Origin of the sequence: Variovorax sp. HJSM1_2, from assembly GCF_049316285.1 — a bacterium.
GTDB lineage: Bacteria > Pseudomonadota > Gammaproteobacteria > Burkholderiales > Burkholderiaceae_C > Rhodoferax_B.
This window is the reverse complement of record NZ_JBMOXA010000008.1, coordinates 93,063-118,282: the sequence shown is the minus strand read 5'-3', so window position 1 is coordinate 118,282 and position 25,220 is coordinate 93,063. Positions and strand designations below refer to the sequence as shown.

Genomic DNA, 25,220 nt, shown 5'->3' with positions numbered 1-25,220 from the left:
TTTGTTTTTGCTATCTATTTAGCAGCATCTCACGCTTTCACTAAAAGCCTGAGAGGCCAATTTTTTCTAAGTGATTAGGCCTTGGCCTCGGCTTCATCGGCATCTTCCGGCGCCTTGGTGTGGATCAAAAAGAACTGCGCGGCGCGAATGCCGATTTCGTACAGCAGGCACATGGGAATGGCCAGCGCCAGTTGCGACACCACATCCGGCGGCGTGACGATGGCAGCGATGATGAAGGCCAACACCACAAAGTAGCCGCGGAAGGCCTTGAGCTTTTCAATGCTCACGATGCCCATGCGCGCCAGCACGATGACCACAATCGGCACCTCGAACGCCAGGCCAAAGGCGAAGAACATGGTCAGCACAAAGCTCAAATACGCCTCGATGTCAGGCGCGGCGGTAATGCTTTTCGGCGCAAAGCTCTGGATGAACTTGAACACCTGGCCAAAAACGAAGAAATAACAAAACGCCACGCCGATAAAAAACAGCAGCGTGCTGGAAATCACCAACGGCAGCACCAAACGGCGTTCATGCTTGTAAAGCCCTGGGGCCACAAATGCCCAGGCCTGGTACAGCACCACCGGCAGGGCGATCAAAAAGGCCGCCATGAACATGATCTGCAACGGCACCAGGAACGGCGAGATCACCGAGGTGGCGATCAGCGTGGCGCCCTTGGGCAGCGTGGCCACCAGCGGTGCGGCCAGCAGGTCGTACAACGCGCCTGGGCCGGGGAAAACAGACAACACCCCAGCCACCACGGCAATGGCGATGATGGCTTTGATCAGCCGGTCGCGCAGCTCCACCAGATGCTGCACAAAAGGCTGCTCGGTACCGGCTAACTCGTCTTCTTCTGGTTTCTGCGGATCGGACATGGTGGGGAAGAAATGGAAATCAAGCCGGCGTTAAACCGAGAGCACATCCCGAAAGCGCCACCACCGTCGATGGGGCAGCGCAGGGACGATAAAGAACAGAAGGTCCGATCAACTTAGTTGATTTTTTGCGGCCGGTAACGCGCCACACGGGCCGCCCCCGACAAGGCCTTGGTGCGCACACCTGCACGCGCCTTGTACCACTGCGGCATGGCCCCCTGCTTCACACGCCAATTCTTCTTGGGGTGTTTGTACTCGGGGTAATGCACATAGGGCTCATCGGCCAGGCTGCTGGCAGAGTAATCAGGCGAGCCGGCGATGGATTGCTCAAACTCGCTGGCGCTGGTCTGTACGGAAGTCTGTACATCGCGGGCGGCGCCCTCGATGGTGTCCTTCATCTTCTTCAGCTCGTCCAGATCCATGGAGCGGTTGACTTCGGCCTTCACGTCGGACACATAACGCTGCGCCTTGCCGAGCAAAGTGCCCACGGTGCGCGCCACGCGCGGCAGCTTTTCGGGGCCGATGACCACCAGGGCCACCGCGCCGATCAGCGCCATCTTGGAAATGCCGATATCAATCACGCGTATTCGCCTTGATTAAGACTTGGTCTTGGCTTCGACGTCGATGGTGGTCTTCTCGGCCGCAGCAGCGTTCGCGACCTGGCCAGCCGGCTTGTCCTCGGGCGTGGTGGAGCCCTCTTTCATGCCGTCCTTGAAGCCCTTGACCGCACCGCCGAGGTCACCGCCTATGTTCTTGAGCTTCTTGGTGCCGAACACCATGACCACGATCAACAACACAATCAACCAATGCCAGATGGAAAATGAACCCATGGTGAACTCCTAACAATTTGTCTAGATTTTAGTCGGCTGCAAAGGCTTCACCTGTGCGCCGTACGGAATATGACCCTGGTGTTGACCCAGGGTTCAAAGCTTCATCATCCCTTGAGCCAAGGACGGGGCCCACCAATCACATGGAAATGCAGGTGGTGGATCTCCTGCCCGCCCTCGTCGCCGGTATTGGCCACGACGCGGAAACCGCCGCTGGGATAGGGATTGCAGCCCTGCTCTGCCGCCAGCTTGGGCGCCAGCGCCATCATGTGGCCCAGCAAAGGCGCATGCTCGGGCGTGACCTGGGCCAACGACGGAATATGCGCCTTGGGCACCATCAGAAAATGCACTGGCGCCCAAGGATGGATGTCGTGGAAGGCGAAAACCTGCTCGTCTTCATACACCTTGCGCGAAGGGATTTGGCCCGCAATGATTTTGCAGAACAAACAATTGGGATCGTGGTTCACATCAGACATGAGGGCAGACACGGGAGTGGACGTACGGGTTTAGAGGCCAACCGGCTGGCTGGCATTCATGGCCACCATGCCGCGCACGATGCGGTACAGGAACCAGATGGAGATGATGCCCCAGGCGACAAAGCCCGGCAGAAAAAACAGCAGGAACAACGGGAAGGTGATCACGTAGAACACACCGGCCCACAACACCGAGCGTATGCGCCACGAAAAGTGGCTGGCCTGCCAGGTGCCTTCGGCCTCGGGCTTTTTCACCAGGTCTATGACCAGCGCGACGATGAGCAAAAAGATGCCCGGCTGCGCGCCCGGCAACACCGCGCCCACCGCGACGATCAAGTGCAACAGATAACTCACCCAGCCAATCGACTTGAGGGACTGGGCTTTTTCGCTGTCTTTGACCTGCACGTCGATGATGTCGCTCATGTCTTAGCCTTTTTGCTCCGAAGCTTCACGGTCCTGCGCTTTGCGCAGGGCTTTTTCTTCAATGCCGCTGGTGCCTTCACGGCGCTCCAACTCGGTGATCACGTCCGCCGGTTTCAAGCCATAGTGCGCCAGCGCAATCATGGAGTGAAACCACAGATCAGCCACTTCGTAGACCAGCTTTTGCGGGTCGCCGCCATGGTCCACATCCTTGGCGGCCATCACGGTTTCGGTGGCTTCTTCGCCAATTTTCTTCAAAAACGCGTCCGGGCCTTTGTGCAATAGCCGTGCCACGTAGCTGGCCGAGGGGTCGCCGCCGGCGCTGGGTTTACGCGATTCGATGACGGCGGCCAAACGGGCCAACGCGTCTTGCGAGCTTGTAGAAGAAGAACTCATGCGCTTATTTGTAGATGGATTCCGGGTCTTTCAAGACCGGTTCGACCGCACACCACTGAGGCGCGCCGTCTGCAGATTGTTCCAGGCTGCTGAAAAAGCAGCTGTGGCGGCCGGTGTGGCAGGCAATGCCGGGCTCATGGCCAAGCTGCGTCACCTTCAGCAGCACCACGTCGTTGTCGCAGTCGATACGGATGTCGTGCACGGTTTGCACGTGGCCCGACTCCTCGCCTTTGAACCACAGCTTGTGGCGCGAGCGGCTGAAATACACAGCGCGCTTGAGCTCTGCCGTTTTGGCCAGGGCCTCGCGGTTCATCCAGGCGAACATCAGCACGTCGCCGCTGCTCGCTTCCTGTGCGATCACGGGCACCAGGCCCTGCGCATCCCATTTCACTTCGTCTAACCAGTTCATGTGTGGATTGTGCGTGATTTGCCTGGACGGCTTGCCCATAGCCCCACGAACAGCTTTTTAAAGTTAAGAGTGAAATTGGCTTCTTGCGCCTACTGCATCTGCGGCGGCAGCTATCATAAATTCACAATATGACAGCTTCCGCTCTGGCTCAGGTACGCACCGGAATGCCGCGCTCGGCCATACGCTGCTTGGCTTGGCCCACGGTGAACTCACCATAGTGGAAGATGCTGGCGGCCAGCACTGCATCCGCGCCGCCCTGCTGCACACCATCGGCCAGGTGGTCCAGGTTGCCGACACCGCCCGAGGCGATCACCGGCACACTCACCGCATCGCTCACGGCGCGTGTCAGCGCCAAGTCAAAGCCCGACTTGGTGCCGTCGCGGTCCATGCTGGTCAGCAAGATTTCGCCCGCGCCGCGCTGCGCCATCTCGGTGGCCCAGGCCACGGCGTCCAGGCCGGTATTTTTGCGGCCGCCATGGCTGTAAACGTCCCAACCCGGGCCACGTGTGGCGGCGTCTTCGGCGCTGCGGCGCTTGGCGTCTATGGCCACCACAATCGCCTGCGCGCCGTATTTGGCGGAGGCGTTGGTGATCACATCGGGGTTGGAGATGGCGGCGGAGTTGAAGCTCACCTTGTCGGCACCCGAGTTGAGCAGCCGACGCACGTCTTCCACCACGCGCACACCACCACCCACGGTCAGCGGAATGAACACCTGCGAGGCCACGGATTCGATGATGTGCAGGATCAGGTCGCGCCCGTCGCTGGTGGCGGTGATGTCCAGAAAGGTCAGCTCGTCGGCACCCTGCTCGTTGTAGCGTGCGGCGATTTCCACCGGGTCGCCCGCGTCGCGCAGTTCCACAAAGTTGACGCCTTTGACGACACGGCCACCGGTCACGTCTAGGCAAGGGATGATGCGTTTGGCAAGCATGGGAAATTCAGAAATTGAAAAAATCAAAAAAAGGCGCGAGGGTCAGACCACGCTGAGTTCTTGCCAGGCGCTCCACTGCTCGCCGGGCTGCAGCCGCACCGGTTGCTCAATGCGCGCGGCCTCGACACACAACATGTGGCGAAAGCCGTCGTCGGGCATGTCGTCGATCTTGGCGCTGAGCACGGCACCTGGGTTCCACACCACGGTCTCGGTGAAGTTGTCGCTCTGCGCCACACGCAGGCTGTGGTTGCCGTCTTGCACTTGCAGCGGCGCTTTGGCGGCGCTGTAAACGCGGTCGGTCTCAGCCGTGAAACGCAGCTCGGCATCCAGCTGTTGGCTGCGCACACTCTGGTCGTTTAGGTGCTTCACGCCATCCCAGAAGCTGGCGTCGCCCAGACCAAGCAAACGGGTTTGCTCGATGGCGGCCACACGCAGATAGGTGTGCAGCGCCAGCGCAAACGGCCAAGGCACCTGGTCGGTGTTGGTGACGGAAAACGTCAGGCGCAGACGGCCGGGCGCGAGCACCACGTCGAGCGCCGCTTCAAACGCAAACGACCAACCACTTTGGCGCGTGGCCTCGGAGTCGCGCAGGGTCATGCGCAGTGTGGCTTCAGGGCGGGCGGCGCTGGCGGCCGATTCGGCTGCCAGTGTCCACGGCAAGCTACGCGCAAAACCATGTTTGAGCAGCGCGCGGCCATCCAGCACACGCTGGTTGAATTGCGGAAAACACACTGGCACACCGCCACGGATGGGGGTTTGCCCGTCGAGCACGGCACGTTCGCTGAGGAACAGCCGCTCCGCGCCATCGGCGGTTTGCCAAGAGAGCACATGGGCGCCCTGCTCGGCCACCAGCAGCTTGTCGCCACCGGGCAGTTCCAAGCTGACGCAAGGCAGGCGGTTGTAGGGTGCGGCGAGTTCTGGCATGGCGGTCAACCCTTGGGTGGTTTTGGCGGTTGGCCGCCGCAGCTGTGCGGCCAGTCCATCACAAAAGAAGCAGATTACTCAGCGAGTTCGTCGGCGCGCAATTGCGCGGCTTCGAAGTCAAGGTCGCCGGAGTAGATGGCGCGTCCGCAGATCACACCTTCAACACCTTCAGGCTCCACAGCACACAGCTTCTCGATGTCGGCAATGTTCGACAGGCCACCCGAGGCGATCACCGGCGTGGTGATGGCTTGCGCCAGACGCACGGTGGCTTCGATGTTGATGCCAGTGAGCATGCCGTCGCGGCCGATGTCGGTGTAGATGAACGACTCGACGCCGTAGTCTTCGAACTTCTTGGCCAGGTCGACCACTTCGTGGCCCGTGAGCTTGCTCCAGCCGTCGGTCGCCACCTTGCCATCCTTGGCATCCAGGCCGACGATGACGTGGCCGCCAAACGCCGTGCAGGCGTCTTGCAGGAAGCCTGGGTTCTTGACCGCAGCCGTGCCGATGATGACGTAGCGCAGGCCGGCGTCGAGGTAACGCTCGATGGTGTCGAGGTCGCGGATGCCGCCACCCAACTGCACATCGATCTCACCGCCGACTTCCTTCAAGATTTGGCGAATCGCCAGCTCGTTCTTGGGCTTGCCCGCGAACGCGCCGTTCAAATCCACCAAGTGCAGACGCCGGGCGCCCTTGTCGACCCAGCTGCGCGCCATGGCCGCAGGGTCTTCACTGAAGATGGTGGATTGATCCATGTCGCCTTGTTTAAGACGTACACACTGGCCGTCTTTCAGGTCAATTGCAGGAATAAGAAGCATGGTGCTGTGGGCAGCGTAAGTGGAGAAAGGTTGAGGAAATCAGGGGTTCCAGTGCAGAAAATTACGGTACAGCGCCAAACCATGGGCGGCGCTCTTTTCTGGGTGGAACTGGGTTGCAAAAATGTTATCGCGTGCGACTGCTGCCGTAAAGACCCCACCGTAATCGGCCAGGCCGGCGCTGTGCGCCACAGCCGTGGGCTGCACGTAGAAGCTGTGCACGAAGTAGAAGTAGGCGTTGTCCGGCACCTCACCCCAAATGGGGTGGCGCTGGCCGCCCGGCGCTTGTTGGCTGACCTGGTTCCAGCCCATTTGCGGCACCTTGAAACGGCTGCCATCGGGCTGCAAGCGGCCTTCGAGTTGAAAGCGGCGCACCTGACCGGGAATCAAGCCCAGGCCTGGCGTATCTTGTTCTTCACTGTGGTCCAGCAGCATCTGCATGCCGACACACACCCCCATCAAGGGCTTGTTGGCGGCGGCCTCCAGCACAGCTTCTTTCAGGCCCGAGGCCTGCAGCTCGAACATGCAGTCGCGCATCGCGCCCTGACCGGGCAGAACGATGCGTTCGGCGCGGCGCACGTCTTCGGGCTTGCTGGTGACGATCACCTCGTACCCCGTGCCTTCGGCGACCGCCATCACGGCCTGCGACACCGAGCGCAGGTTGCCCATGCCGTAGTCGACCACGGCGACGGACTTATTTGCTACCAAAGTCATAGCTTTTTGTGCTGATTGGATCTACTTGAATGCGCAATTTTAGGCTTACAGCGAACCCTTGGTGGACGGGATCACCCCGACCGAGCGCGGGTCAATCTCCAGCGCCGCACGCAAGGCGCGTGCAAACGCCTTGAACACGGTTTCGCATTGGTGGTGGGCGTTCACACCCTTCAGGTTGTCGATGTGCAGCGTGACAAACGCGTGGTTCACAAAGCCCTGGAAGAATTCGTAGGTGAGTTGCGTGTCGAACGCGCCAACCATGCCGCTGGTGAACGGGATATGCATCTCCAGGCCGGGGCGGCCGGAAAAGTCGATCACCACGCGCGACAAGGCTTCGTCTAGCGGCACATAGGCATGGCCGTAGCGGCGAATGCCTTTTTTGTCGCCCACGGCCTTGTAGAACGCCTGGCCCAGGGTGATGCCCACGTCTTCCACCGTGTGGTGGCCGTCGATGTGCAGGTCGCCCGCACACTCGATTTCAAGGTCGATCAAGCCGTGGCGCGCGATCTGGTCCAGCATGTGGTCAAAAAAACCAATGCCGGTGTTGAGTTTGGCCTGGCCGGTGCCGTCCAGGTTGACGCGCACGGTGATCTTGGTCTCGGCGGTGTTGCGCGACACCTCGGCGGTGCGGGGCATGGTGGTCGTGGTCATAGTGAGGTTTGGAGTGCGGCCAACAGTTGTGCGTTCTCGTCGGCACTGCCAACGGTGAGGCGCAGGCAGTTGGCCAGCAATGGGTGCATTGTAGAAACGTTCTTGATCAGGATCTTGTGCGCCTTCAAAGCCGCAAAAACCGCGCCGGCATCGGCCACGCGCACCAGCACCATATTGGCCTGGCTGTCCCAGCAATGTTGAATGCCCGGCATGGCACGCAGCGCGGCAATCAACCGCTCGCGCTCGGCACGCAAGCTGGCGGCCTGCTCGGCAAACACCTGGGCGTGCTCCAGCGCAAACAAAGCGGCTTCACAGTTGAGCACACTGATGTTGTAGGGCGGGCGCACCTTGTCGATCTCGCCCACCAGCGCCGACGGGCCCATGAGATAACCCAGGCGCACACCGGCCAGGCCAAACTTGCTCAGCGTGCGCATCAGCAACACGTGGCCGTTGCGTTCCGGCTCGGCCTGCATATTGGCAATCCAACTGCGGCTGGCGAAAGGCTGGTAGGCCTCGTCCATCACCACCAGACCGCCGATTTGGCCCACGGCATCGATGATGCGCTGCACCACCGCCTGGTCCCACAGCGTGGCCGTGGGGTTGTTCGGGTAGGCAATGTAGGTGATGGCCGGGCGGTGCTTGGTGATGGCGGCCAGCATGGCGGGCTCGTCGAGTTCGAAATCGGCCGTCAGGTCAACGCCCACAAAGTCCAGGCCTTGCAACTGCGCGCTCATGGGGTACATGACAAAGCCCGGCATGGGTGCGAGCATGGTGGCGCGCTGGCCGTCGACAGGCTGGGCACAAGCCAGCGCCAGCAGGCTGATCAACTCGTCCGAGCCATTGCCCAGGATCAGGCTGTGGCCTTCGGGCATGCCGGCGTAGGCGGCGAGTGCGGCCTTCAAGTCGTTTTGCCGCGCACCAGGGTAACGGTTCAACGCCAGTTGGCCCAGGCGCTCACCCAGGGCGGCTTGCAGCGCGGGCGGCAGGCCGAAGGGGTTTTCCATCGCGTCCATCTTCAGCACGCCGGTGGCGGGCTGTACGGCGTAGGCATGCATGGCGCGCACATCGGGGCGGATGCGCTGCAGCGCGCGGGTGCCGCTATTCAGATCGGGAGAGGTCACGCTGTTCATGCCTGGCCTTTCACCACCCGCGCTTCAGGCACGGGGTTCAAACGCAACTCGGCCGCACGGGCGTGGGCTTGCAGGCCTTCGCCATAGGCCAACTCGGCCGCAATCACACCCAGCTTTTGCGCCCCGGCTTCGCTCACTTCGATGAGGCTGCTGCGCTTCTGGAAGTCGTACACGCCCAGCGGCGACGAGAAACGCGCCGTGCCGCTGGTGGGCAGCACGTGGTTCGGGCCGGCGCAATAGTCGCCCAGGCTTTCGCTGGTGTAGGCACCGAGGAAGATGGCGCCGGCGTGTTTGAGCAAAGGCTCCCAGCGGTGCGGGTCGCGGCTGCTGACTTCCAGGTGTTCGGGGGCAATGCGGTTGCTGATGGCGCAGGCCTCTTCCATGTCGCGTGTGAGGATCAAGGCGCCACGCCCGGTGAGCGACTTGGCGATGATTTCGGCGCGTGGCATGGTGGGCAACAGGCGGTTTATCGCCTCTTGCACGGCGTCGATATAGGCCGCGTCGGGGCACAGCAGAATGCTTTGCGCCAACTCGTCGTGCTCGGCCTGGCTGAACAAGTCCATGGCCACCCAGTCGGCGGGTGTGCTGCCGTCGGCCAACACCAGAATCTCGCTTGGGCCGGCAATCATGTCTATGCCCACGGTGCCAAACACGTTTTTCTTGGCGCTGGCCACATAGGCGTTGCCCGGGCCGGTGATCTTGTCCACGCCAGGCACGGTGGCCGTGCCGTAAGCCAAGGCGGCCACGGCCTGCGCGCCACCAATGGTGAAGGCGCGGCTGACACCGGCGACGTAGGCGGCGGCCAGCACCAGCGGATTCTTCTCGCCGCGCGGCGTGGGCACCACCATGATGATTTCGCCCACACCCGCCACATGTGCCGGAATGGCGTTCATCAACACGCTGCTCGGGTAGGCGGCCTTGCCGCCGGGCACATAGATGCCCACACGGTCCAGCGGCGTGACCTTTTGGCCCAGCAGGGTGCCGTCTTCGTCACGGTAGCTCCAGCTTTCGCCCGAGGCTTTTTTTTGCGCCTCGTGGTAGCGGCGCACCCGTGCGGCGGCGGACTGCAGCGCCTCGCGTTGCGCGGCGGGCAGGCCGTCGAACGCGGCCTTGAGTTCCGCGGCGGTGAGCTCCAACGCGCTCACGCTGTCGGCGGCCAGGCCGTCAAAACGCTGGGTGTATTCGAGCACTGCCGCGTCGCCACGTACACGCACGTCGGCCAGGATCTCGGCCACGCGATGCTCAATGGCAGCATCCGCCTCGGCCGACCAATGCAAACGCGCCTTGAATTCAGCATCAAACGTGCTGCTGGCGGTTGACATTCTTGCGGGAGACGCTACCAATTTCATAGTAATTCAGTCCAGGGGACGTTGGTTGAGAAAAAATTCAGGCTTTGCTTTGAGCCGCTTCGCGCGCCGCCACGGCGCCCGAGAACGCGTCAATCAACTCGCGGATCGGCGCCTGCTTGAGCTTGAGCGAGGCCTGGTTCACCACCAGGCGCGAGCTGATGTCCATGATGCGCTCGACTTCCACCAGGTTGTTGGCGCGCAGCGTGTTGCCGGTGGAGACCAGGTCGACGATGGCATCGGACAGCCCGGTCAACGGCGCCAGTTCCATGCTGCCGTAGAGCTTGATCAGGTCGACGTGTACACCCTTGGTGGCGAAGAAGTCGCGCGCAATCGCCACGTATTTGGTGGCCACACGCAGGCGCGCACCCTGGCGCACGGCAAAGGCGTAGTCGAAGTCATTGCGCACGGCCACGCTGATGCGGCACTTGGCGATTTGCAGGTCCAGCGGCTGGTACAGGTTTTGGCTGCCATGCTCAATCAGCGTGTCCTTGCCGGTGATGCCGAGGTCGGCACCGCCGTTTTCCACATAGGTGGGCACGTCGGAAGCGCGCACCAGCACCACACGCACGTCGGCGCGGTTGGTCGGCAAAATCAGCTTGCGCGATTTTTCGGGGTCTTCCAGCACCTCGATGCCGGCGGCCTGCAGCAGCGGCAGGGTTTCGTCGAAGATGCGTCCCTTGGACAGTGCGAGAGTAATCATTTTGTTTTGTCCGTTTACGCGAGTGCAGGGCTGTTCGACACACGCTCGATGTCGGCGCCCACGCCTCGTAATTTCGCTTCCATCTGGTCATAGCCACGATCCAAATGGTAGATGCGGTCGACCATGGTTTCGCCCTCGGCCACCAGGCCGGCGATCACCAGGCTGGCAGACGCGCGCAGGTCGGTGGCCATCACCGTGGCGCCCGAGAGTTTGGTGATGCCTTCTATCACCGCCACCTTGCCATCGGTCTGGATGTGTGCACCCAGGCGTACCAGCTCGTTGACGTGCATGAAACGGTTTTCAAAAATTGTCTCGGTGACCTTGCTGGCACCTTGGGCGATGCAGTTCAGCGTCATGAACTGGGCCTGCATGTCGGTCGGGAAGCCAGGGTATTCGGTGGTGCGAAAGCTCTGCGCCTTCACGTGTTGGTGCGCCGGGCCGGGCGAGGCCACACGGATGCCGTCGGGCAGCGCGGTCACACGCACACCGGCGTCGCGCAGTTTGTCGATCACGGCATCCAGGTGGTCGGCGCGGCCGTGTTGCAGCAGCACGTCGCCACCAGTGGCGGCCACGGCGCACAAAAAGGTGCCGGCCTCGATGCGATCGGCCACCACCTGGTGGGTCGTGCCATGCAGCTTTTCGACGCCGGTGATACGGATGCGGTGGGTGCCGTGGCCTTCGATTTTGGCGCCCATCTTGATCAGCAGCTCGGCCAGATCGACGATTTCCGGCTCTTGGGCGGCGTTTTCCAGAATGGTTTCGCCCTCGGCCAGGGCGGCCGCCATCAAAAAGTTCTCGGTGCCGGTCACGGTCACCATGTCGGTGGTGATATGTGTGCCTTTCAGGCGCGTCCAGCCCTTGGGCAGCTTGGCGATCATGTAGCCGTGCTCAACCACGATCTCGGCGCCCATGGCTTGCAGGCCCTTGATGTGTTGGTCCACCGGGCGCGAGCCAATCGCACAGCCGCCGGGCAGCGACACCGTGGCTTCGCCAAAACGCGCCAGCAGCGGGCCCAGCGCCAGCACCGAGGCGCGCATGGTCTTCACCAGCTCATAAGGGGCCTCGGGCGACGACAGGCCGCCTGCGTTGACCGTGACCGTACCCACATTGTCAGCCCCCCCCTGCTCCACCTGCACCCCCATATTGCGGATCAGCGTGAGCATGGTGGCCACGTCCTGCAGGCGCGGCACATTGGTCAAGGTGACGGGCTCGGCCGTCAGCAGCGTCGCGCACAGCTCTGGCAGCGCAGCATTCTTGGCGCCAGAAATGCGGATCGTGCCCGTCAGGGGGCGTCCGCCGCGAATCAATAATTTGTCCATGAACTCGGGTCGCAAAAAAGGCGAAAAGTCAGCCGGGCGCGCAGCGCTCAGGCAAGTCAGCGTAGAGTCGTCAGAGGACTAGCGCGGCAGTGCCGCCCACTCGGCTGGGGTATAGGTTTTCATCGACAAGGCGTGTACCTCGTCCGTGCGTATTTTCTCACCAAGCGTCGCGTACACCCTTTGGTGGCGCTGGATGGCACGTTTGCCGTCGAATTCGGCCGAGACGATGGTGGCATACCAATGGCGCCCGTCGCCTTCGAGTTCGAGATGCTCGCAGGCCAGGCCGGCACGGATGATGGAGGTGAGTTGGTCAGCAGTCATGGGGAAAGATTCATCGTGAAACACCACGGAACCGGCTTTGCCGGGCCGTTGGTGTTGCCCCCGGTTGGGGGGAAGGCGTTGCGACACGAAGTGCGCGAAGACTGGGGGAGGGCCACGTTTTAGCCTCTGATTTTGTAGCCGATGCGCAGCAGGTGAACGGCAATGCCGGAGACCACCAACAACGCAACACCGACGATGGCCAGGCTCAGCCAGGGCGACACATCGCTCTGGCCGAAGAAGCCGTAGCGGAAGCCGTCAATCATGTAGAACACCGGGTTCAAGTGGCTCACGGTCTGCCAGAACGGCGGCAGCGTGTGAATGGAATAAAACACACCGCTCAGAAACGTCATCGGCATGATCAGGAAGTTTTGGAACGTGGCCATCTGGTCGAACTTTTCGGCCCACAGCCCGGCGATCACGCCCAGCGTGCCCATCAGGGCGGCGCCCAGAATCGCAAACACCAGCGCCCACAGCGGCGCTTCAAAATTCACGCCGGTGAACCACACGGTGGCGAGGAACACGCCCGCCCCCACCAGCACACCCCGCACCACAGAAGAGCCCACATAGGCAATGAACCAGCCCCAGTGCGACAGCGGCGTGAGCAGCACAAACACCAGGCTGCCCATGATCTTGCTCTGGATCAGCGAGGACGAACTGTTGGCAAACGCGTTCTGCAGCACACTCATCATCACCAGGCCGGGCACCAGGAAGGCGGTGTAGGGAATGCTGTTGTAGACCTTGACGTGAGAGTCGAGCACATGGCCGAAGATCAGCAGGTACAACACGGCCGTGAGCACCGGCGCGGCCACGGTCTGGGCGGCGACTTTCCAGAAGCGCAGCACCTCTTTGTAGAACAGGGTTTGCCAGCCGGTCATGCTCGGGCTCCCGTGAGATGGCACGGCGGCAGGGGTTGGGGCAGACAGCGGTTCCATGCGGTTCTCACTAAAAACTCAGGCGCGGCCAGGGGCGGCGGACATGACGTCCAAAAATACGTCTTCGAGGTCGGCCTTGCGGATCTCGACGTCCTGCACCTGCAGGCCGGCTTGGCGCACGGCGGCCAGGTAGTTTTCGATCTCGAGCGCACCATGGGCCGCGAGTTGCACCACACGGCCGGTCACACGCGCGTGTTCGGCCAAGGCCGGCGGCAGGTCGCCATCGACCTTGAAGCGCAGCACATTGCTGGTGGCCGAGCTCAGCAGCTCGCTGGTGCTGGCCAGGGCCACCACCTTGCCGGTCTTGAGCATGGCGATGCGGTTGCACAGCGCCTCGGCTTCTTCGAGGTAGTGGGTGGTCAACAAAATCGTGTGGCCCTGCTTGTTCAGCTTGGCGACGAAGTGCCACAGGGTCTGGCGCAATTCCACGTCGACACCGGCGGTGGGCTCGTCGAGCACGATCACCGGCGGCTTGTGCACCAGCGCCTGGGCCACCAGCACGCGCCGCTTCATGCCGCCCGAAAGCTGGCGCATATTGGCACCGGCCTTGTCGGCCAGGCCGAGGTTTTCCAGCAGTTCGTCTATCCAGGCGTCGTTGTTGCGGATGCCGAAGTAGCCGGACTGGATACGCAGCGCCTCGCGCACGTTGAAAAACGGGTCGAACACCAGTTCTTGCGGCACCACGCCCAGTTGGCGGCGCGCTTCGGCGTAGTCGCTTTGCACGTCCTTGCCATTCACCAACACCCGGCCAGAAGTGGCCCGTGCCAGCCCCGCCAAGATGCTGATCAGCGTGGTTTTGCCGGCGCCGTTGGGCCCCAGCAAACCGAAGAATTCGCCGGGCTGGATGTCGAAACTCACCCCATCCAGCGCTTTGAGGGAGGGGTTCTTGCTGCCGCTGGGGGCGGCAAAGGTCTTGGTGACCGACTGGAAGGAGATGGCTGGCATGGGAGCCCTGGATTTTACGGTGCGCGGGCGAAGCCTGCCGGCAGCGGTGGCAAAGCCACTACTGCGGCGTCTCGGTCACACCAAGGACAGACTATTGTGTGTTCTGGATACGGTCCAGGGCCTCAGCCAGATAGCTGACACTGCGGTCCACATTGGCCAGCTTTTCCAGGCCGAACAGACCGACGCGAAAAGTGTGGAAATCCGGCCCTTCGTCGCATTGCAGCGGCACACCTGCGGCAGTTTGCAGGCCTTGGCCGAGGAATTTCTTGCTCGACTGGATATCGGGATCGGTGGTGTAGCTCACCACCACGCCGGGTGCCTGAAAGCCTGCCGCCGCCACGCTGGGGAAGCCACGGCTGGTGAGCAGTGCGCGTACCTTGTCGCCCAGTTCCTGCTGCTGTTGGCGTACCGCCTCGAAGCCACGCGCCTGGGTTTCCTGCATCACGGTGCGCAGGCGTGCCAGCGCGTCGGTGGGCATGGTGGCGTGGTAGGCATGGCCGCCGCCTTCATAGGTTTCCATGATCTGCAGCCACTTGCGCAAGTCACAGGCGAAGCTGCTGCTGGTGGTTTGCTCTATGCGTTCACGCGCGCGCTCGCTGAGCATCACCATGGCGCAGCAAGGCGAGCCGCTCCAGCCCTTTTGCGGCGCGCTGATCAACACGTCCACCCCGGTGGCGGCCATGTTGACCCAGATGGCGCCAGAGGCAATGCAGTCGAGCACAAACAGGCCGCCCACGGCGTGCACGGCGTCGGACACGGCGCGCAGGTAGTCGTCGGGCAGGATCATGCCGCTGGCGGTTTCCACGTGCGGCGCAAACACCACGGCCGGGCGTTCGGCGGCGATGGTGGCGACCACTTCTTCTATCGGCGCCGGGGCGAAAGGCGCTTGCGCGCCCTCACCTTGGCGGCGCGCCTTGAGCACGATGGACTGGGCCGGTATCTTGCCCATGTCGAAAATCTGCGTCCAGCGGTAGCTGAACCAGCCGTTACGCAGCACCAGCACTTTCTGGTCGCTGGCAAATTGGCGCGCCACGGACTCCATGCCAAACGTGCCGCTGCCCGGCACCAGCACCGCCGACTTGGCGCCATACACCGTCTTCAAGATACGTGAGATGTCGCGCATCACACCCTGGAAGCTCTGCGACATGTGGTTGAGTGCGCGATCGGTGTAGACCACCGAGTATTCGAGCAGGCCTTCGGGGTCGATTTGGGGCAGCAGTCCAGGCATGGCGGTCTCCTTTTGTTATAGGGGCGAAAGGGCAAAAAGCGAGAAAAGCCCTATAGCTTAGAGCAAGCCGTGCTGGCTTGCCTTAGGGAGCCTCTGCATCAATCGACGCGAGGGCTGGCAGCACGGCTTAGCCTTCAGCAGGCAGCAACTCGGCAATGCCGTAAAGCTGAGCCAGCGCCTGGAACTGCGGTGGCGCCTGGTGCACCGAGAAAGCGCGGCCCAAAGAAAGTGCCACACGCCGGCATTCCAGCAGCACCGCCAGGGCCGATGAATCAAACCGCGCAAGAGCGGCGGCGTCCACCACCACGCTGCCATGCGGCTGCGAGCGCAAGCCCTGCAACAGCATACGCAGCGCGGCCTGCGCCTGGGCGTGGGTCAACTCAGTCGGCAGCACCAGCATGATGGGCCTGGCCTCAGCTCTTCTTGGCGTTGCTTTGGTTGCGCGTTTGCAGCGTGGCGATCAGGCCGTCTATGCCTTTGGCGTTGATCTCCGACGCAAACTGGCTGCGGTAGGTTTCCACCAGCCAGACGCCCAGCACGTTCAGGTTGTAGATCTTCCAGCCCAGGCCCTCGCCGGGCGTTTTTTCCAGGCGGTAGTCAAGCTGGATAGGGTCGGGACCGCCACGCACTTCAGAACGCACCAGCACTTCGGTGTCCTCGGGCGCGGCACGCAAAGGCTTGACCACGATCTGGTGGTCACTCACTTGCGCCAGGGCACCAGAATAGGTGCGCACCAGCAAGATCTTGAACTCGTCCTGCAGGCGCTTTTGCTGCTCAGGCGTAGCTTTGCGCCAGGCCGGGCCCACGGCCGACGCCGTCATGCGCTGAAAGTTCACATTGGGCATGATCTTGCTGTCGACCAAGGCCACCACTTTGCTCAGATCACCCGCTTGAATGGCCTTGTCGCTCTTGATGGTCTCCAGCACTTCGCCGGACAAACGCTTGATCATCACGTCGGCCGTTTCGTCGGCAGCGGCAGCGGGCAAAGCCAGTACCAGCGCACTGCTGGCCAGGGCCATGGAGGCGGCTACACGACCCAAAAGCAGGCCTAAAAGTCGTCGGTTCATATCAGTTCTTTCCTTCTAGTCGTGGGCATGCGCCCCTTGCCCCCATTGGAGCACGCCCGGGCGCAACGGTTCCCCGTGCGGCACGGTGTTATGGATTCAAGTCGTAACGCTCTTCGTCAACGGCTTTGCCGCCCACATTGCCGTCGCGAATCGCCGACAGGCGGTATTGCAGATAAACGTCGCGCGAGAAGCTGTACTTGTCGAGTGCCGCCTCATCCAGCAAGTTACCGGTCTTGAGCAGCAGGGCGCGGCGGTCAATGAACAATAACAGGGCCAAGGTGTTCTGAGCGGCGCGGCTGTCGAGTTGCAGCACCGGATTGGCGGCATAGTCGACCGCCAGGGCCGGGGCGTCACGCAGGTTGGCAGGGCCTAGCAAGGGCAGAACCAGATAAGGCCCCGCGGGCACGCCCCAAACACCCAGGGTCTGACCAAAGTCTTCGGTATGGCGTTCGATGCCAGCGTCGGTGGCCAGGTCGACCAAGCCGAGCACACCAAACACCGTGTTCAGGCTGAAACGGGTCAGCGTCTCACCGGCGTTTTTGATCCGCCCCTGCAGGATGTTGTTGACGAAGTTCCAAGGCTCGGAAATGTTCGAGAAGAAGTTGCTGGTGCCAATGCGCACCGGCTCGGGCACATGCTTCACGTAGGCCGTGGCCACGGGGCGCAGCACGGCGTCGTCCACCGACTGGTTGAAGCCGTAGATGCTGCGGTTCATCGGCTCCCAAGGGTCGACGGGATTGGCGTCGGGCCGGGTAGCACATCCGGAAATGGAAGCAAAAATGGCGAATGCGCCCGCCCACGCTGCGTATGTAGTTCTTTTTTTCATATTACTTTGGCTTACGACCAAGTCCGGACCGATTACTTTTTGTTGTCGGGCCCGTCTGCCGCTTTGCTATAGAGAAATTGGCTGATCAGGTTTTCCAGCACCACGGCAGATTGGGTGGTGGAGACGTTGTCACCTGCGGCCAACATTTTCTCTTCAGCGCCGGCTTCAATGCCGACGTATTGTTCACCCAGCAATCCGCTGGTCAGGATTTTCAGTGAGCTGTCTTTGGGGAAAGCATACTGCTTGTCCATATCAAATGTCACTTTGGCTTGAAAACTTTTGTCGTCAAAGCTGATGGACGTGACACGCCCCACCACCACCCCCGAACTCTTGACCGCCGCCTTGGGCTTGAGCGAGCCAATGTTGTCGAACTTGGCGGTGATCTGGTAGCCCGACTTGAAGTTCAGCGACAGCAGATTGGCCGACTGCAAAGCCAGAAACAGCAAAGCCGCCACCCCGAGCAACACAAACAAACCCACCCACACATCATTTTTTGATTGCTGCATGACGCATCCTTCATTCTTTAACTTTAGGTTCTAGTCTCACAGACTGAACATCATGGCGGTGAGCACAAAGTCGAGTGCCAGCACCGCCAGCGACGCCATCACCACCGTGCGCGTGGTGGCGCGCGACACGCCCTCGGGCGTGGGGTTGGCCGCATAACCTTGCAGCAACGCCACAAAGCTCACCGTCACCCCGAACACCAGGCTTTTGATGACGCCGTTGCCAACATCGCGCCAGACATCCACACCGCCTTGCATCTGGCTCCAGAACGCGCCGCTGTCCACACCGATCAACACCACCCCAACAACCCAGCCGCCAATCACCCCCACGGCGCTGAACAGCGCCGAGAGCAGCGGCAGGGTGATCACACCGGCCCAGAAGCGCGGCGCCAGAATACGCTGCACCGGGTCCACGGCCATCATCTCCATGGCGCTGAGTTGCTCGCCGGCCTTCATCAAACCAATGCCGGCAGTCAGCGATGTGCCCGCGCGCCCGGCAAACAGCAAGGCCGAGACCACAGGCCCCAATTCACGCACCAGGCTCAAAGCCACCAGCAGGCCCAGCGCCTCGGCCGAACCATAACGCTGCAGCGTGTAGTAGCCCTGCAAGCCGAGCACAAAGCCAACAAACAGGCCCGACACCATGATGATGGCGAGCGAAAAATTGCCCAGAAAGTGGATCTGGTCGCGCACCAGGCCAAAGCGGCGCAAGGTAGGACCGGCCAAGGCGAACAGCCGGCCAAACAGGCGCGTCGCCTGGCCAATGTCCGCCAGCTTGCTGCGCACGGCAAAGCCAATCGCGGAAGGGCTGAGCCAACTCATGCTTTGCGCCCTTTTTCGGCTACTGCGGTTTTTGCGCCGGGTGGCGCGGGCGGCAGCCCGGCACCAAAATCTTCTGATACCCCAAGCGCCGGGTAATGGAAATGCACCGGCCCATCGGGCAGCGCGTTGACAAACTGGTGCACCAGCGGGTCATCGCTGTGGCGCACGTCCTCGGGTTTGCCTTGAGCCACGATGTGGCCATTGGCAAGCACGATCACGTGGTCGGCAATGCGAAAGGTTTCATCCAGGTCGTGCGAGACCACGATGCTGGTCAGGCCCATGGTGTCGTTCAGGCTGCGGATCAACCGCGCGGCGGTGCCCAAAGAGATAGGGTCGAGGCCAGCAAACGGCTCGTCATACATCACCAAAGCCGGGTCGAGCGCAATCGCCCGGGCCAGCGCTACACGGCGCGCCATGCCGCCAGACACTTCGCTGGGCATCAGGTCGCGCGCGCCGCGCAGGCCCACGGCCTGCAGCTTCATCAGCACGATGTCGCGTATCAGCACCTCGGGCAGGTCGGTGTGTTCGCGCAACGGAAAAGCCACGTTGTCGAACACCGTCATGTCGGTGAACAAGGCGCCAAACTGGAACAACATGCCCATGCGCCGACGCGCCGCAAACAAGGCCGCAGCATCGTTGGCGCGCAGCGGCTGGCCGTCAAACAACACCTGACCGCTGTTCGGCGCCACCTGACCGCCGATCAGCCGCAGCAGCGTGGTTTTGCCGCCACCAGAAGCCCCCATCACCGCCGTCACCTTGCCACGCGGCACGGTCAGGGAAACATCGTCCAGAATCAAACGGGCGCCATACCCGAAGGACACATGCTGAAGTTCGACGAAGGAATCGGTTGGATTGGGGCTCATAAATGAAAAAAGGCCGGAACGGCTCCGGCCTTGCCCCAATGATAAGGGATACGGGCAAACCCCGTGTTTCGTCCGGAATGCGGCGGATGGACCAAGCCCGCCAAACACCACCCAAGGCCATTCTGTAGAAATTCGCGGCATCGATTGGCATACAGCAGCCCAACACCCAAGTTGTTTTTGTATTTTTGGATATGCAAAAACAACCCATCAAAAAACTGGCGCGCTTCACTAGATTTTGTCCATCTCCACTACGTTTAAAGGAATGGGTATGAAGCTGCTGAAGAAACTGCTTTTGACGCTGGCCACAGCGTTCGTGCTGCCCGTGATGGCGGCCCCCAGCGATGTGCTGGTCAGCACCGAATGGCTGGAGAAGAACCTCAACGACCCCAAGCTGCGCTTGATCGAGGTGAGTGTGAACCCGGGTATTTTTGAGCGCGGCCACATTCCCGGCGCATGGAACATCCAGTGGCACACCGATCTGGTCGACCCGGTACGCCGCGACATCGTGAGCCAGCAAAACTTCGAGCAACTGCTGCGCAAGGCCGGGGTATCGAGCGACAGCACGGTAGTGCTCTACGGCGACACCAACAACTGGTTTGCCGCCTGGGGCGCGTGGATTTTTGACATCTACCGCATCCAGAACGTCAAGCTGCTCGACGGCGGCCGCAAGAAGTGGGAAGCCGAAAATCGCCCACTCACCCCCATCGTCAAAGCCGACCCACCGGGCAACATCAAGGTCGGCGCGCCAGACCTCAGCCTGCGCGCACGCCTGGGCGATGTGCTGGCGGTGGCCGAGAAAAAGAGTCCCGACGCCCTGGTCGACATCCGCTCTGCCGACGAATACAGCGGCAAGGTGTTTGCGCCCGCAGGCGTGCAGGAGTTGGCCATTCGCGCCGGCCACGTGCCCGGCGCCGTGAACGTGCCTTGGGGCCAGGCGGTCGCCGCCGATGGCAGCTTCAAATCGGTGGAAGAGCTGAAGAAGATCTACGCCGCCGTGGGCATCGACGGCAGCAAGCCCATCATCACCTACTGCCGCATTGGTGAGCGCTCCAGCCACACCTGGTTTGCGCTGAAGAAACTGCTGGGCTACGACGTGCGCAACTACGACGGTTCCTGGACGGAATACGGCAACGCCGTGGGTGTGCCCGTGGTCAACCTGGCGGGCACGGTGTGGGGCGGCAAATAAAGCGACCCCTCAAGAATCACCAAGGACGAAAAACGTGACAACTGGCGTGGCCTCCCCCGCGCCCTCGGCCAATTGGCTCCTGAATTGGCTCCCGGCAAGCTTGGCGATCCTGGTTGTAGCGGGAGCTTCTTTTTGGAGCCATGCCCTGGGCCAAGACCCTGAATCGGGCAGCTTGTCGCTGTCGCTCTGCTTGGGCTTTTTGTTTGGCGCGGTGCTGCAGCGCTCGCGCTTTTGCTTCTACTGCGTGAGCCGCGACTTCATAGCATCGCGTGATGCACGTGGCCTGCTGGGCGTGCTGGCCGCGCTGGCGCTGGGCACACTGGGCTACCATCTGGTGTTTGGCGTGTTCCTCAGCCAACCCATCGCCCCGCGCCTGCCGCCGGGTGCACACATCGGCCCGGTGAGCTGGGTTTTGGCGGTGGGCGCCCTGGTCTTTGGTGTGGGCATGGCACTGGCCGGGTCGTGTATCAGCGCGCAGTTTTACCGCCTGGGCGAAGGGCTGCTGTCGGCACCGCTGGCACTCATCGGCACGGCGCTGGGTTTTGTTTTGGGATTCTGGTGCTGGAACACTTTGTACCTGGGCACGGTGCAAGAGGCGCCCATCGTCTGGCTGCCGCACCACCTGGGCTATGGCGGCTCGATCGCCGTGCAACTCGCAGCGTTGGCGGGTCTGGGCTTGTTGTTGTGGCGCTGGCATCGCACACCTGCTGCAGCCACATCACCCTCAACCGCATGGTGGCGCCTACGTTGGCCCACCTACGTGGGTGGCTTGTTGGTGGCCGCGATTGGCGTGGGCGCCTACCTGCGCATCGCGCCGCTGGGCGTGACCGCCGAACTCGGCAGCGTGGCACGCACCCTGGCCAACCAGGCCGGTGTGTTGCCCGCGCGGCTCGAAGGGCTGGACAGCTTGCGCGGCTGCGCCACGGTGCTGAAAGTTGCGCTGTGGTCGAACAACGGCATCTTTGTGGTGGCGCTGGTGTTGGGCGCTTTTGCGGCAGCCCTATCGGGCGGTGACTTCAAGTTGCGCGTGCCCACGTGGCGCGAAGCGGCGCGTTCGTTTGGCGGCGGCGTGTTGATGGGCTGGGGCGCCATGGTGGCGCTGGGCTGCACGGTGGGGACGCTGTTGTCCGGCATCATGGCCGCGTCGTTATCGGGCTGGCTGTTTGCGTTGTTCTGCGGTTTGGGGCTGTGGGCTGGCTGGTGGCTGCGGCACCGGGCGCCTTATTTCTCTTCAACGATCTCTTAAGAAAAAGAGGCTTCTTACGCTTGTCCATCTAGCGTAAGAAGCTCTTTTATTGATAGCAAACACGCTCGCTCAGTCACCCGCCACCAAGCGTCGCACGAGGCCACTGGGCTCGGCGTGCGCGCGGTCGTACATGGCGCGGTAGTAAGGCAGCATGCGCAGCGCAGCGGCGTGGCTCTCTTCCATCTGGCCGGAGATGGCCTGCGCCATCTCGCGGATCTCCGCACGGATGGCGCGCGTGTCTATGCGTGTATGCCGGCCGTTTTCCATCACCACTTCGCCGCCCACAATGGTGGTGCGCACTGAGCGGCCGTCTTCGCTGTAGACCAGTTGCCGCTCGATGTTGTTGAACGGCGTGAAGGCCCAGGTGTCGAGGTCGAGCAAGATGATGTCGGCCACGGCGCCCACGCTCAGTTGACCCAAGTCTTTCTCGCGGCGAATGGCGCGCGCGCCGCCGCGTGTCATGGCACGCAGCACTTCGCCGTGGCGCGGCCAGCGGTCGTAATCCGGCGTGCTGAGGTTGTGCACCAGGCCGGCCATCTTGCCAGCTTGCCACACGTTGGCGGTGTCGTCGGTACAGAGTTCATCGGTGCCAATGGCCACGGTAACACCCGCGTCGCGCAGCGCACGGAAAGGCATCACACCGCTGCCCAGCCGCAGGTTGCACACCGGGTTGTGCGCCACCACCGCATCGGCATCGGCCAGCAGTTGGATGTCGGCATCATCTATCCAGATGGCGTGGATGATCTGGCTGCGCTGGTCCAGGATGCCCAGGTCGTGCACGTGGCGCAGCAGCGACTTGCCAAAACGCTCGCGGCCGGTGGCGCGCTGCAGCTTGGTTTCCAGCACGTGGATGTTGAACGGCAAGTCGTGCGCGCGGCTCAACTCGGCCAAGCCGAGGAAGTAATCGTCGGTCACGCGCTGCGGCGCCGAGCACGACACCGCGGCCGCCAGGCGGCCGGCGTTGCCGCCGTGCCAGCGCGCCAGCAGGTGGCCATAAAGCTCCAGCAGTTCTTGCGTCGTCTGGCGCGGCGCGGCTTCCATTTCCTGGCGCAGCGTGGGCGTGAGCAAGTCCTTCAGGAACGGGAACTTGTCGTACTCCACGATGTTGGGCTGGTCGATGGCCACGGTGGCGCGAATGCCCGCATCGGCATAAGCCTGCATCACCGCGTCTATGCTTTCGGGCGTGGCCACGGGCACGTGGTAGGCGTCGTCGTGCACGGTGGTGATGCCACGCTCCAGCATCTCCAGCGCGCCCATCAGCGTGCGCAGGTAGGCGAAGCGGTAGCTGTCGCCCTGCTGCGCCAGCGGCGGCACTTCGTAGAGCATGAAAATCTCTAGCGGGTAGCCGTCGAGCTGGCCCTTCAAGAAGTTGCCCGGCGAGTGAAAGTGCGCGTTCACCAGGCCAGGCATGGCCAACTGCCCAGCCGCGTCGATGGTGCGCACCTCGCCTGCGGGCAACGGCAGGTTCTCGGCAATATTCGGGCCAATGGCGCTGATGCGGCCGTCTTGCACCAGGATGTCGGCACACGGCCACTCGCGGTTTTGGTCGTCCAGGCTCAGGATGCGTGCGTTGCGGATCAGCAATGATTTTTCTACGGTCATACGGCTGCGGCTCCTGCGGCTTCTTGTTCGGCAAATGCACGGTCGACCTCGTCGGCCAGCAGTTCGGCCAACTGGTCGTGTAGGGCGTGGAAGGCCGGGTCGCGCGGATTGCGCGGTCGTTCCAGCTTCACCGGCACAATGGTCTTGATGCGGCCAGGGCGCGCGGTGAACACCACGATGCGGTCGGCCAGGCCAATGGCTTCTTCTATCGAGTGTGTCACCAGCAAGACCGAAGCATGGCTCTGCTGCCACAGGTCGAGCAGATAGTTCTGCATCTTGGCGCGGGTCTGGATGTCGAGCGCGGCAAAGGGCTCGTCCATCATCAGCACCTTGGGGCTCAGCGCCAGCGCACGTGCCATGGCGGCACGCTGGCGCATGCCGCCCGACAATTCGCTGGGCCGCTTCAAGGCAAAGCCGTTCAAGCCGACACGCGCCAGCAGCTCCATGGCGCGCTGCTCACGCTCGGCCTTGGATACGCCCTGCAACTGCAAACCATAAGCCACGTTGTCGCGAATGTTGAGCCACGGAAACAGCGCTGCCTCTTGAAAGATCATGCCGCGCTGCGGACTGGTGCCGCTGATGGGCTCACCAAAGCCCAGCAGCGTGCCCTGCGTGGCCTGCTCCAGCCCGGCCAGCAGATACAGCAAGCTGCTTTTGCCGCAGCCCGAAGGGCCGAGCAGCACGACAAATTCACCAGCCTGCACTTCGAAGTTGATGTCTTGCAAGGCGACGAAGGGTTTGGCGCTGTTGATGTTCCAGGTCTTGCCGAGGTTGCGGCATTCGATCGCAGGAAGGTTCTTGTTGATATCCATGCTTATCTTCCGTTTGCCTTGTCGGCATCGATCCACCACAACATGCGTTGCTGGATCAGCCGCAGGGCCTGGTCAAATAAAAAACCGCTCAGGCCAATCAAGGTCATGGTGAAGAACACCAGGCTGGCGTTGAAGGTGTTGCGCGCCATCATCACAATTTGCCCCAGGCCGCTGCCCACACCTGCAGCCTCGGCGATCAGTACCACCATCCACGCGGCAAACAGGTTGATGCGCAGCGTGACAAACAGCCCCGGCAGAATGGCCGGCAAGATCACCGTGCGAAACACCTGGCGTTTGCTCGCGCCCATGATGCGCGCCACGTGGATGTAGGCCTTGGGCACTTCGTCGATCTGCGCCAGCGTGGCGATCACCATCACAAAGAAAATGGCGATGAACACCATGAAGATCGCCGGCTTGTCGCCAATGCCAAACATGAACACGGCCACCGGCAACCAGGCCACCGGCGAGATTGGCGCAAACATGGTCACGGCTGGCAGCGTGAGCTTGCCGAACACCGTGTTGTAGCGGATGAGCACGCCCACCGCCAGGCTCAGCACAAAGCCGAGCAACAGGCCGACGAACACACGCATAGCCGTCCACAACACCACGCTGAGCACGCCCAGCCAACTGCCACCCTCTCCGCTGGAGCCAATGGTGTTGGCCATGTCGAAGAAGTGCAGTTGCTCGCTCCAGTTGCCTAAAAAGACGTGGGGGGCGGGCATGAGCAACGGGTCGGCCCAGCCCACGGCGGCGGCCAGTTCCCACAGTCCGACGATGGAACCGATGGAGGCCAGGGTCCACAACGCGGCCACGAGTTGGCGACGCAGGTTTTTCAACACCCGCGCTCCGGCCGCCGAGGGTGGTTTTGAAGGAGGCTGGGCCAAGGCGGCACCGACGCGCCCTCCTTCGCTGGCCAGTTGAGCAGAAGACATGGTTTGTTCACTTT

At 62.2% G+C, this 25,220-nt stretch carries 31 protein-coding genes; 2 read left to right on the top strand and 29 right to left on the bottom strand.

Features of this window, described 5'->3' with window-relative positions; all coding sequences use genetic code 11:
• Positions 1-74 precede the first annotated feature (74 nt).
• From tatC to ACFQ95_RS11000, 26 genes are all read right to left on the bottom strand, one after another.
• On the bottom strand, positions 75-872 hold the full coding sequence (gene tatC, locus ACFQ95_RS11125) for a twin-arginine translocase subunit TatC (protein WP_422830943.1): 798 nt from the start codon (positions 870-872) through the stop codon (positions 75-77).
• A gap of 113 nt (positions 873-985) precedes the next feature.
• Positions 986-1,450, bottom strand: a complete 465-nt coding sequence (gene tatB, locus ACFQ95_RS11120) for a Sec-independent protein translocase protein TatB (RefSeq protein WP_422830941.1) — start codon at positions 1,448-1,450, stop codon at positions 986-988.
• A gap of 15 nt (positions 1,451-1,465) precedes the next feature.
• On the bottom strand, positions 1,466-1,699 hold the full coding sequence (tatA, locus tag ACFQ95_RS11115; RefSeq protein ID WP_422830939.1) for a Sec-independent protein translocase subunit TatA: 234 nt from the start codon (positions 1,697-1,699) through the stop codon (positions 1,466-1,468).
• Positions 1,700-1,803: 104 nt separating this feature from the next.
• Positions 1,804-2,172: a histidine triad nucleotide-binding protein gene (locus tag ACFQ95_RS11110; protein WP_422830938.1), complete on the bottom strand. Its 369-nt coding sequence runs from the start codon at positions 2,170-2,172 to the stop codon at positions 1,804-1,806.
• A 30-nt stretch (positions 2,173-2,202) separates the two neighbouring features.
• On the bottom strand, positions 2,203-2,592 hold the full coding sequence (locus tag ACFQ95_RS11105) for a DUF4870 family protein (protein ID WP_422830936.1): 390 nt from the start codon (positions 2,590-2,592) through the stop codon (positions 2,203-2,205).
• Between the two features lie 3 nt (positions 2,593-2,595).
• Positions 2,596-2,985, bottom strand: a complete 390-nt coding sequence (locus ACFQ95_RS11100; RefSeq protein WP_422830935.1) for a phosphoribosyl-ATP diphosphatase — start codon at positions 2,983-2,985, stop codon at positions 2,596-2,598.
• Between the two features lie 4 nt (positions 2,986-2,989).
• Positions 2,990-3,394 carry a phosphoribosyl-AMP cyclohydrolase gene (gene hisI, locus ACFQ95_RS11095; protein ID WP_422830933.1) on the bottom strand — a complete coding sequence of 135 codons (405 nt, stop codon included), beginning with the start codon at positions 3,392-3,394 and terminating at the stop codon, positions 2,990-2,992.
• Between the two features lie 148 nt (positions 3,395-3,542).
• Positions 3,543-4,322: an imidazole glycerol phosphate synthase subunit HisF gene (gene hisF / locus ACFQ95_RS11090; protein ID WP_422830931.1), complete on the bottom strand. Its 780-nt coding sequence runs from the start codon at positions 4,320-4,322 to the stop codon at positions 3,543-3,545.
• Between the two features lie 42 nt (positions 4,323-4,364).
• Complete coding sequence (locus ACFQ95_RS11085; protein ID WP_422830929.1) at positions 4,365-5,246, bottom strand: D-hexose-6-phosphate mutarotase; 882 nt, start codon at positions 5,244-5,246, stop codon at positions 4,365-4,367.
• Between the two features lie 74 nt (positions 5,247-5,320).
• Entirely contained in the window at positions 5,321-6,061 is a 741-nt protein-coding gene (gene hisA, locus ACFQ95_RS11080; protein WP_422830927.1) for a 1-(5-phosphoribosyl)-5-[(5-phosphoribosylamino)methylideneamino]imidazole-4-carboxamide isomerase, read from the bottom strand.
• 39 nt (positions 6,062-6,100) lie between these two features.
• Positions 6,101-6,772, bottom strand: a complete 672-nt coding sequence (gene hisH, locus ACFQ95_RS11075; RefSeq protein WP_422830926.1) for an imidazole glycerol phosphate synthase subunit HisH — start codon at positions 6,770-6,772, stop codon at positions 6,101-6,103.
• A 45-nt stretch (positions 6,773-6,817) separates the two neighbouring features.
• The gene (gene hisB, locus ACFQ95_RS11070) at positions 6,818-7,423 is read right to left on the bottom strand and encodes an imidazoleglycerol-phosphate dehydratase HisB (protein ID WP_422830924.1); all 606 of its coding nucleotides are present in this window, start codon (positions 7,421-7,423) and stop codon (positions 6,818-6,820) included.
• Positions 7,420-8,553: a histidinol-phosphate transaminase gene (hisC, locus tag ACFQ95_RS11065; RefSeq protein ID WP_422830923.1), complete on the bottom strand. Its 1,134-nt coding sequence runs from the start codon at positions 8,551-8,553 to the stop codon at positions 7,420-7,422. Before hisC ends, hisB begins: the two co-directional genes overlap by 4 nt.
• Positions 8,550-9,902 (bottom strand): histidinol dehydrogenase, encoded by a 1,353-nt coding sequence (gene hisD / locus ACFQ95_RS11060; RefSeq protein WP_422830921.1) that lies wholly within the window; start codon positions 9,900-9,902, stop codon positions 8,550-8,552. Before hisD ends, hisC begins: the two co-directional genes overlap by 4 nt.
• A gap of 37 nt (positions 9,903-9,939) precedes the next feature.
• Positions 9,940-10,602 carry an ATP phosphoribosyltransferase gene (gene hisG, locus ACFQ95_RS11055; protein ID WP_422830919.1) on the bottom strand — a complete coding sequence of 221 codons (663 nt, stop codon included), beginning with the start codon at positions 10,600-10,602 and terminating at the stop codon, positions 9,940-9,942.
• Between the two features lie 14 nt (positions 10,603-10,616).
• The gene (gene murA, locus ACFQ95_RS11050; RefSeq protein WP_422830917.1) at positions 10,617-11,921 is read right to left on the bottom strand and encodes a UDP-N-acetylglucosamine 1-carboxyvinyltransferase; all 1,305 of its coding nucleotides are present in this window, start codon (positions 11,919-11,921) and stop codon (positions 10,617-10,619) included.
• A gap of 78 nt (positions 11,922-11,999) precedes the next feature.
• The gene (locus ACFQ95_RS11045; protein ID WP_422830915.1) at positions 12,000-12,242 is read right to left on the bottom strand and encodes a BolA family protein; all 243 of its coding nucleotides are present in this window, start codon (positions 12,240-12,242) and stop codon (positions 12,000-12,002) included.
• 119 nt (positions 12,243-12,361) lie between these two features.
• Positions 12,362-13,117 (bottom strand): ABC transporter permease, encoded by a 756-nt coding sequence (locus ACFQ95_RS11040; RefSeq protein ID WP_422830914.1) that lies wholly within the window; start codon positions 13,115-13,117, stop codon positions 12,362-12,364.
• 75 nt (positions 13,118-13,192) lie between these two features.
• Positions 13,193-14,119, bottom strand: a complete 927-nt coding sequence (locus ACFQ95_RS11035) for an ABC transporter ATP-binding protein (protein WP_422830913.1) — start codon at positions 14,117-14,119, stop codon at positions 13,193-13,195.
• A gap of 91 nt (positions 14,120-14,210) precedes the next feature.
• Positions 14,211-15,347 carry an alanine--glyoxylate aminotransferase family protein gene (locus ACFQ95_RS11030; RefSeq protein ID WP_422830912.1) on the bottom strand — a complete coding sequence of 379 codons (1,137 nt, stop codon included), beginning with the start codon at positions 15,345-15,347 and terminating at the stop codon, positions 14,211-14,213.
• Between the two features lie 127 nt (positions 15,348-15,474).
• Complete coding sequence (locus ACFQ95_RS11025) at positions 15,475-15,747, bottom strand: STAS domain-containing protein (RefSeq protein ID WP_422830910.1); 273 nt, start codon at positions 15,745-15,747, stop codon at positions 15,475-15,477.
• A 13-nt stretch (positions 15,748-15,760) separates the two neighbouring features.
• A complete protein-coding gene (locus ACFQ95_RS11020; protein WP_422830908.1) occupies positions 15,761-16,414 on the bottom strand; it encodes an MlaC/ttg2D family ABC transporter substrate-binding protein in 654 nt (217 codons plus the stop codon).
• An 88-nt stretch (positions 16,415-16,502) separates the two neighbouring features.
• The gene (locus ACFQ95_RS11015; RefSeq protein ID WP_422830906.1) at positions 16,503-17,240 is read right to left on the bottom strand and encodes an MlaA family lipoprotein; all 738 of its coding nucleotides are present in this window, start codon (positions 17,238-17,240) and stop codon (positions 16,503-16,505) included.
• A gap of 32 nt (positions 17,241-17,272) precedes the next feature.
• Entirely contained in the window at positions 17,273-17,746 is a 474-nt protein-coding gene (gene mlaD / locus ACFQ95_RS11010) for an outer membrane lipid asymmetry maintenance protein MlaD (RefSeq protein WP_422830905.1), read from the bottom strand.
• 36 nt (positions 17,747-17,782) lie between these two features.
• On the bottom strand, positions 17,783-18,565 hold the full coding sequence (gene mlaE / locus ACFQ95_RS11005; RefSeq protein ID WP_422830904.1) for a lipid asymmetry maintenance ABC transporter permease subunit MlaE: 783 nt from the start codon (positions 18,563-18,565) through the stop codon (positions 17,783-17,785).
• Positions 18,562-19,428 (bottom strand): ABC transporter ATP-binding protein, encoded by an 867-nt coding sequence (locus ACFQ95_RS11000; RefSeq protein WP_422830903.1) that lies wholly within the window; start codon positions 19,426-19,428, stop codon positions 18,562-18,564. The genes mlaE and ACFQ95_RS11000 overlap by 4 nt, the downstream gene beginning before the upstream one ends.
• A gap of 325 nt (positions 19,429-19,753) precedes the next feature.
• Between ACFQ95_RS11000 and ACFQ95_RS10995 the strand changes: the two genes are divergently transcribed.
• On the top strand, positions 19,754-20,614 hold the full coding sequence (locus tag ACFQ95_RS10995; RefSeq protein ID WP_422831122.1) for a sulfurtransferase: 861 nt from the start codon (positions 19,754-19,756) through the stop codon (positions 20,612-20,614).
• Between the two features lie 172 nt (positions 20,615-20,786).
• Positions 20,787-21,860, top strand: coding sequence for a YeeE/YedE family protein (locus ACFQ95_RS10990; RefSeq protein ID WP_422830902.1), 1,074 nt, complete (start codon positions 20,787-20,789; stop codon positions 21,858-21,860).
• Between the two features lie 69 nt (positions 21,861-21,929).
• Here ACFQ95_RS10990 and ACFQ95_RS10985 read toward each other — a convergent pair whose 3' ends face one another.
• Genes ACFQ95_RS10985 through ACFQ95_RS10975 form a run of 3 tightly spaced genes read right to left on the bottom strand, consistent with a single transcriptional unit; the run spans position 21,930 to position 25,206 of the window.
• The gene (locus ACFQ95_RS10985; RefSeq protein WP_422830901.1) at positions 21,930-23,462 is read right to left on the bottom strand and encodes an amidohydrolase family protein; all 1,533 of its coding nucleotides are present in this window, start codon (positions 23,460-23,462) and stop codon (positions 21,930-21,932) included.
• Positions 23,459-24,274, bottom strand: coding sequence for an ABC transporter ATP-binding protein (locus tag ACFQ95_RS10980; RefSeq protein WP_422830900.1), 816 nt, complete (start codon positions 24,272-24,274; stop codon positions 23,459-23,461). The genes ACFQ95_RS10985 and ACFQ95_RS10980 overlap by 4 nt, the downstream gene beginning before the upstream one ends.
• A gap of 2 nt (positions 24,275-24,276) precedes the next feature.
• Complete coding sequence (locus ACFQ95_RS10975; protein WP_422830899.1) at positions 24,277-25,206, bottom strand: ABC transporter permease; 930 nt, start codon at positions 25,204-25,206, stop codon at positions 24,277-24,279.
• Positions 25,207-25,220: the final 14 nt, after the last annotated feature.

Excerpts from the sequence above, each read along its gene's own strand:
- tatC (WP_422830943.1), bottom strand. The coding sequence starts at position 872 with ATGTCCGATCCGCAGAAACCAGAAGAAGACGAGTTAGCCGGTACCGAG.
- tatA (WP_422830939.1), bottom strand. The coding sequence starts at position 1,699 with ATGGGTTCATTTTCCATCTGGCATTGGTTGATTGTGTTGTTGATCGTG.
- ACFQ95_RS11110 (WP_422830938.1), bottom strand. The coding sequence starts at position 2,172 with ATGTCTGATGTGAACCACGATCCCAATTGTTTGTTCTGCAAAATCATT.
- ACFQ95_RS11105 (WP_422830936.1), bottom strand. The coding sequence starts at position 2,592 with ATGAGCGACATCATCGACGTGCAGGTCAAAGACAGCGAAAAAGCCCAG.
- ACFQ95_RS11100 (WP_422830935.1), bottom strand. The coding sequence starts at position 2,985 with ATGAGTTCTTCTTCTACAAGCTCGCAAGACGCGTTGGCCCGTTTGGCC.
- hisI (WP_422830933.1), bottom strand. The coding sequence starts at position 3,394 with ATGAACTGGTTAGACGAAGTGAAATGGGATGCGCAGGGCCTGGTGCCC.
- hisF (WP_422830931.1), bottom strand. The coding sequence starts at position 4,322 with ATGCTTGCCAAACGCATCATCCCTTGCCTAGACGTGACCGGTGGCCGT.
- ACFQ95_RS11085 (WP_422830929.1), bottom strand. The coding sequence starts at position 5,246 with ATGCCAGAACTCGCCGCACCCTACAACCGCCTGCCTTGCGTCAGCTTG.
- hisA (WP_422830927.1), bottom strand. The coding sequence starts at position 6,061 with ATGCTTCTTATTCCTGCAATTGACCTGAAAGACGGCCAGTGTGTACGT.
- hisH (WP_422830926.1), bottom strand. The coding sequence starts at position 6,772 with ATGACTTTGGTAGCAAATAAGTCCGTCGCCGTGGTCGACTACGGCATG.
- hisB (WP_422830924.1), bottom strand. The coding sequence starts at position 7,423 with ATGACCACGACCACCATGCCCCGCACCGCCGAGGTGTCGCGCAACACC.
- hisC (WP_422830923.1), bottom strand. The coding sequence starts at position 8,553 with ATGAACAGCGTGACCTCTCCCGATCTGAATAGCGGCACCCGCGCGCTG.
- hisD (WP_422830921.1), bottom strand. The coding sequence starts at position 9,902 with ATGAAATTGGTAGCGTCTCCCGCAAGAATGTCAACCGCCAGCAGCACG.
- hisG (WP_422830919.1), bottom strand. The coding sequence starts at position 10,602 with ATGATTACTCTCGCACTGTCCAAGGGACGCATCTTCGACGAAACCCTG.
- murA (WP_422830917.1), bottom strand. The coding sequence starts at position 11,921 with ATGGACAAATTATTGATTCGCGGCGGACGCCCCCTGACGGGCACGATC.
- ACFQ95_RS11045 (WP_422830915.1), bottom strand. The coding sequence starts at position 12,242 with ATGACTGCTGACCAACTCACCTCCATCATCCGTGCCGGCCTGGCCTGC.
- ACFQ95_RS11040 (WP_422830914.1), bottom strand. The coding sequence starts at position 13,117 with ATGACCGGCTGGCAAACCCTGTTCTACAAAGAGGTGCTGCGCTTCTGG.
- ACFQ95_RS11035 (WP_422830913.1), bottom strand. The coding sequence starts at position 14,119 with ATGCCAGCCATCTCCTTCCAGTCGGTCACCAAGACCTTTGCCGCCCCC.
- ACFQ95_RS11030 (WP_422830912.1), bottom strand. The coding sequence starts at position 15,347 with ATGCCTGGACTGCTGCCCCAAATCGACCCCGAAGGCCTGCTCGAATAC.
- ACFQ95_RS11025 (WP_422830910.1), bottom strand. The coding sequence starts at position 15,747 with ATGCTGGTGCTGCCGACTGAGTTGACCCACGCCCAGGCGCAGGCCGCG.
- ACFQ95_RS11020 (WP_422830908.1), bottom strand. The coding sequence starts at position 16,414 with ATGAACCGACGACTTTTAGGCCTGCTTTTGGGTCGTGTAGCCGCCTCC.
- ACFQ95_RS11015 (WP_422830906.1), bottom strand. The coding sequence starts at position 17,240 with ATGAAAAAAAGAACTACATACGCAGCGTGGGCGGGCGCATTCGCCATT.
- mlaD (WP_422830905.1), bottom strand. The coding sequence starts at position 17,746 with ATGCAGCAATCAAAAAATGATGTGTGGGTGGGTTTGTTTGTGTTGCTC.
- mlaE (WP_422830904.1), bottom strand. The coding sequence starts at position 18,565 with ATGAGTTGGCTCAGCCCTTCCGCGATTGGCTTTGCCGTGCGCAGCAAG.
- ACFQ95_RS11000 (WP_422830903.1), bottom strand. The coding sequence starts at position 19,428 with ATGAGCCCCAATCCAACCGATTCCTTCGTCGAACTTCAGCATGTGTCC.
- ACFQ95_RS10995 (WP_422831122.1), top strand. The coding sequence starts at position 19,754 with ATGGCGGCCCCCAGCGATGTGCTGGTCAGCACCGAATGGCTGGAGAAG.
- ACFQ95_RS10985 (WP_422830901.1), bottom strand. The coding sequence starts at position 23,462 with ATGACCGTAGAAAAATCATTGCTGATCCGCAACGCACGCATCCTGAGC.
- ACFQ95_RS10980 (WP_422830900.1), bottom strand. The coding sequence starts at position 24,274 with ATGGATATCAACAAGAACCTTCCTGCGATCGAATGCCGCAACCTCGGC.
- ACFQ95_RS10975 (WP_422830899.1), bottom strand. The coding sequence starts at position 25,206 with ATGTCTTCTGCTCAACTGGCCAGCGAAGGAGGGCGCGTCGGTGCCGCC.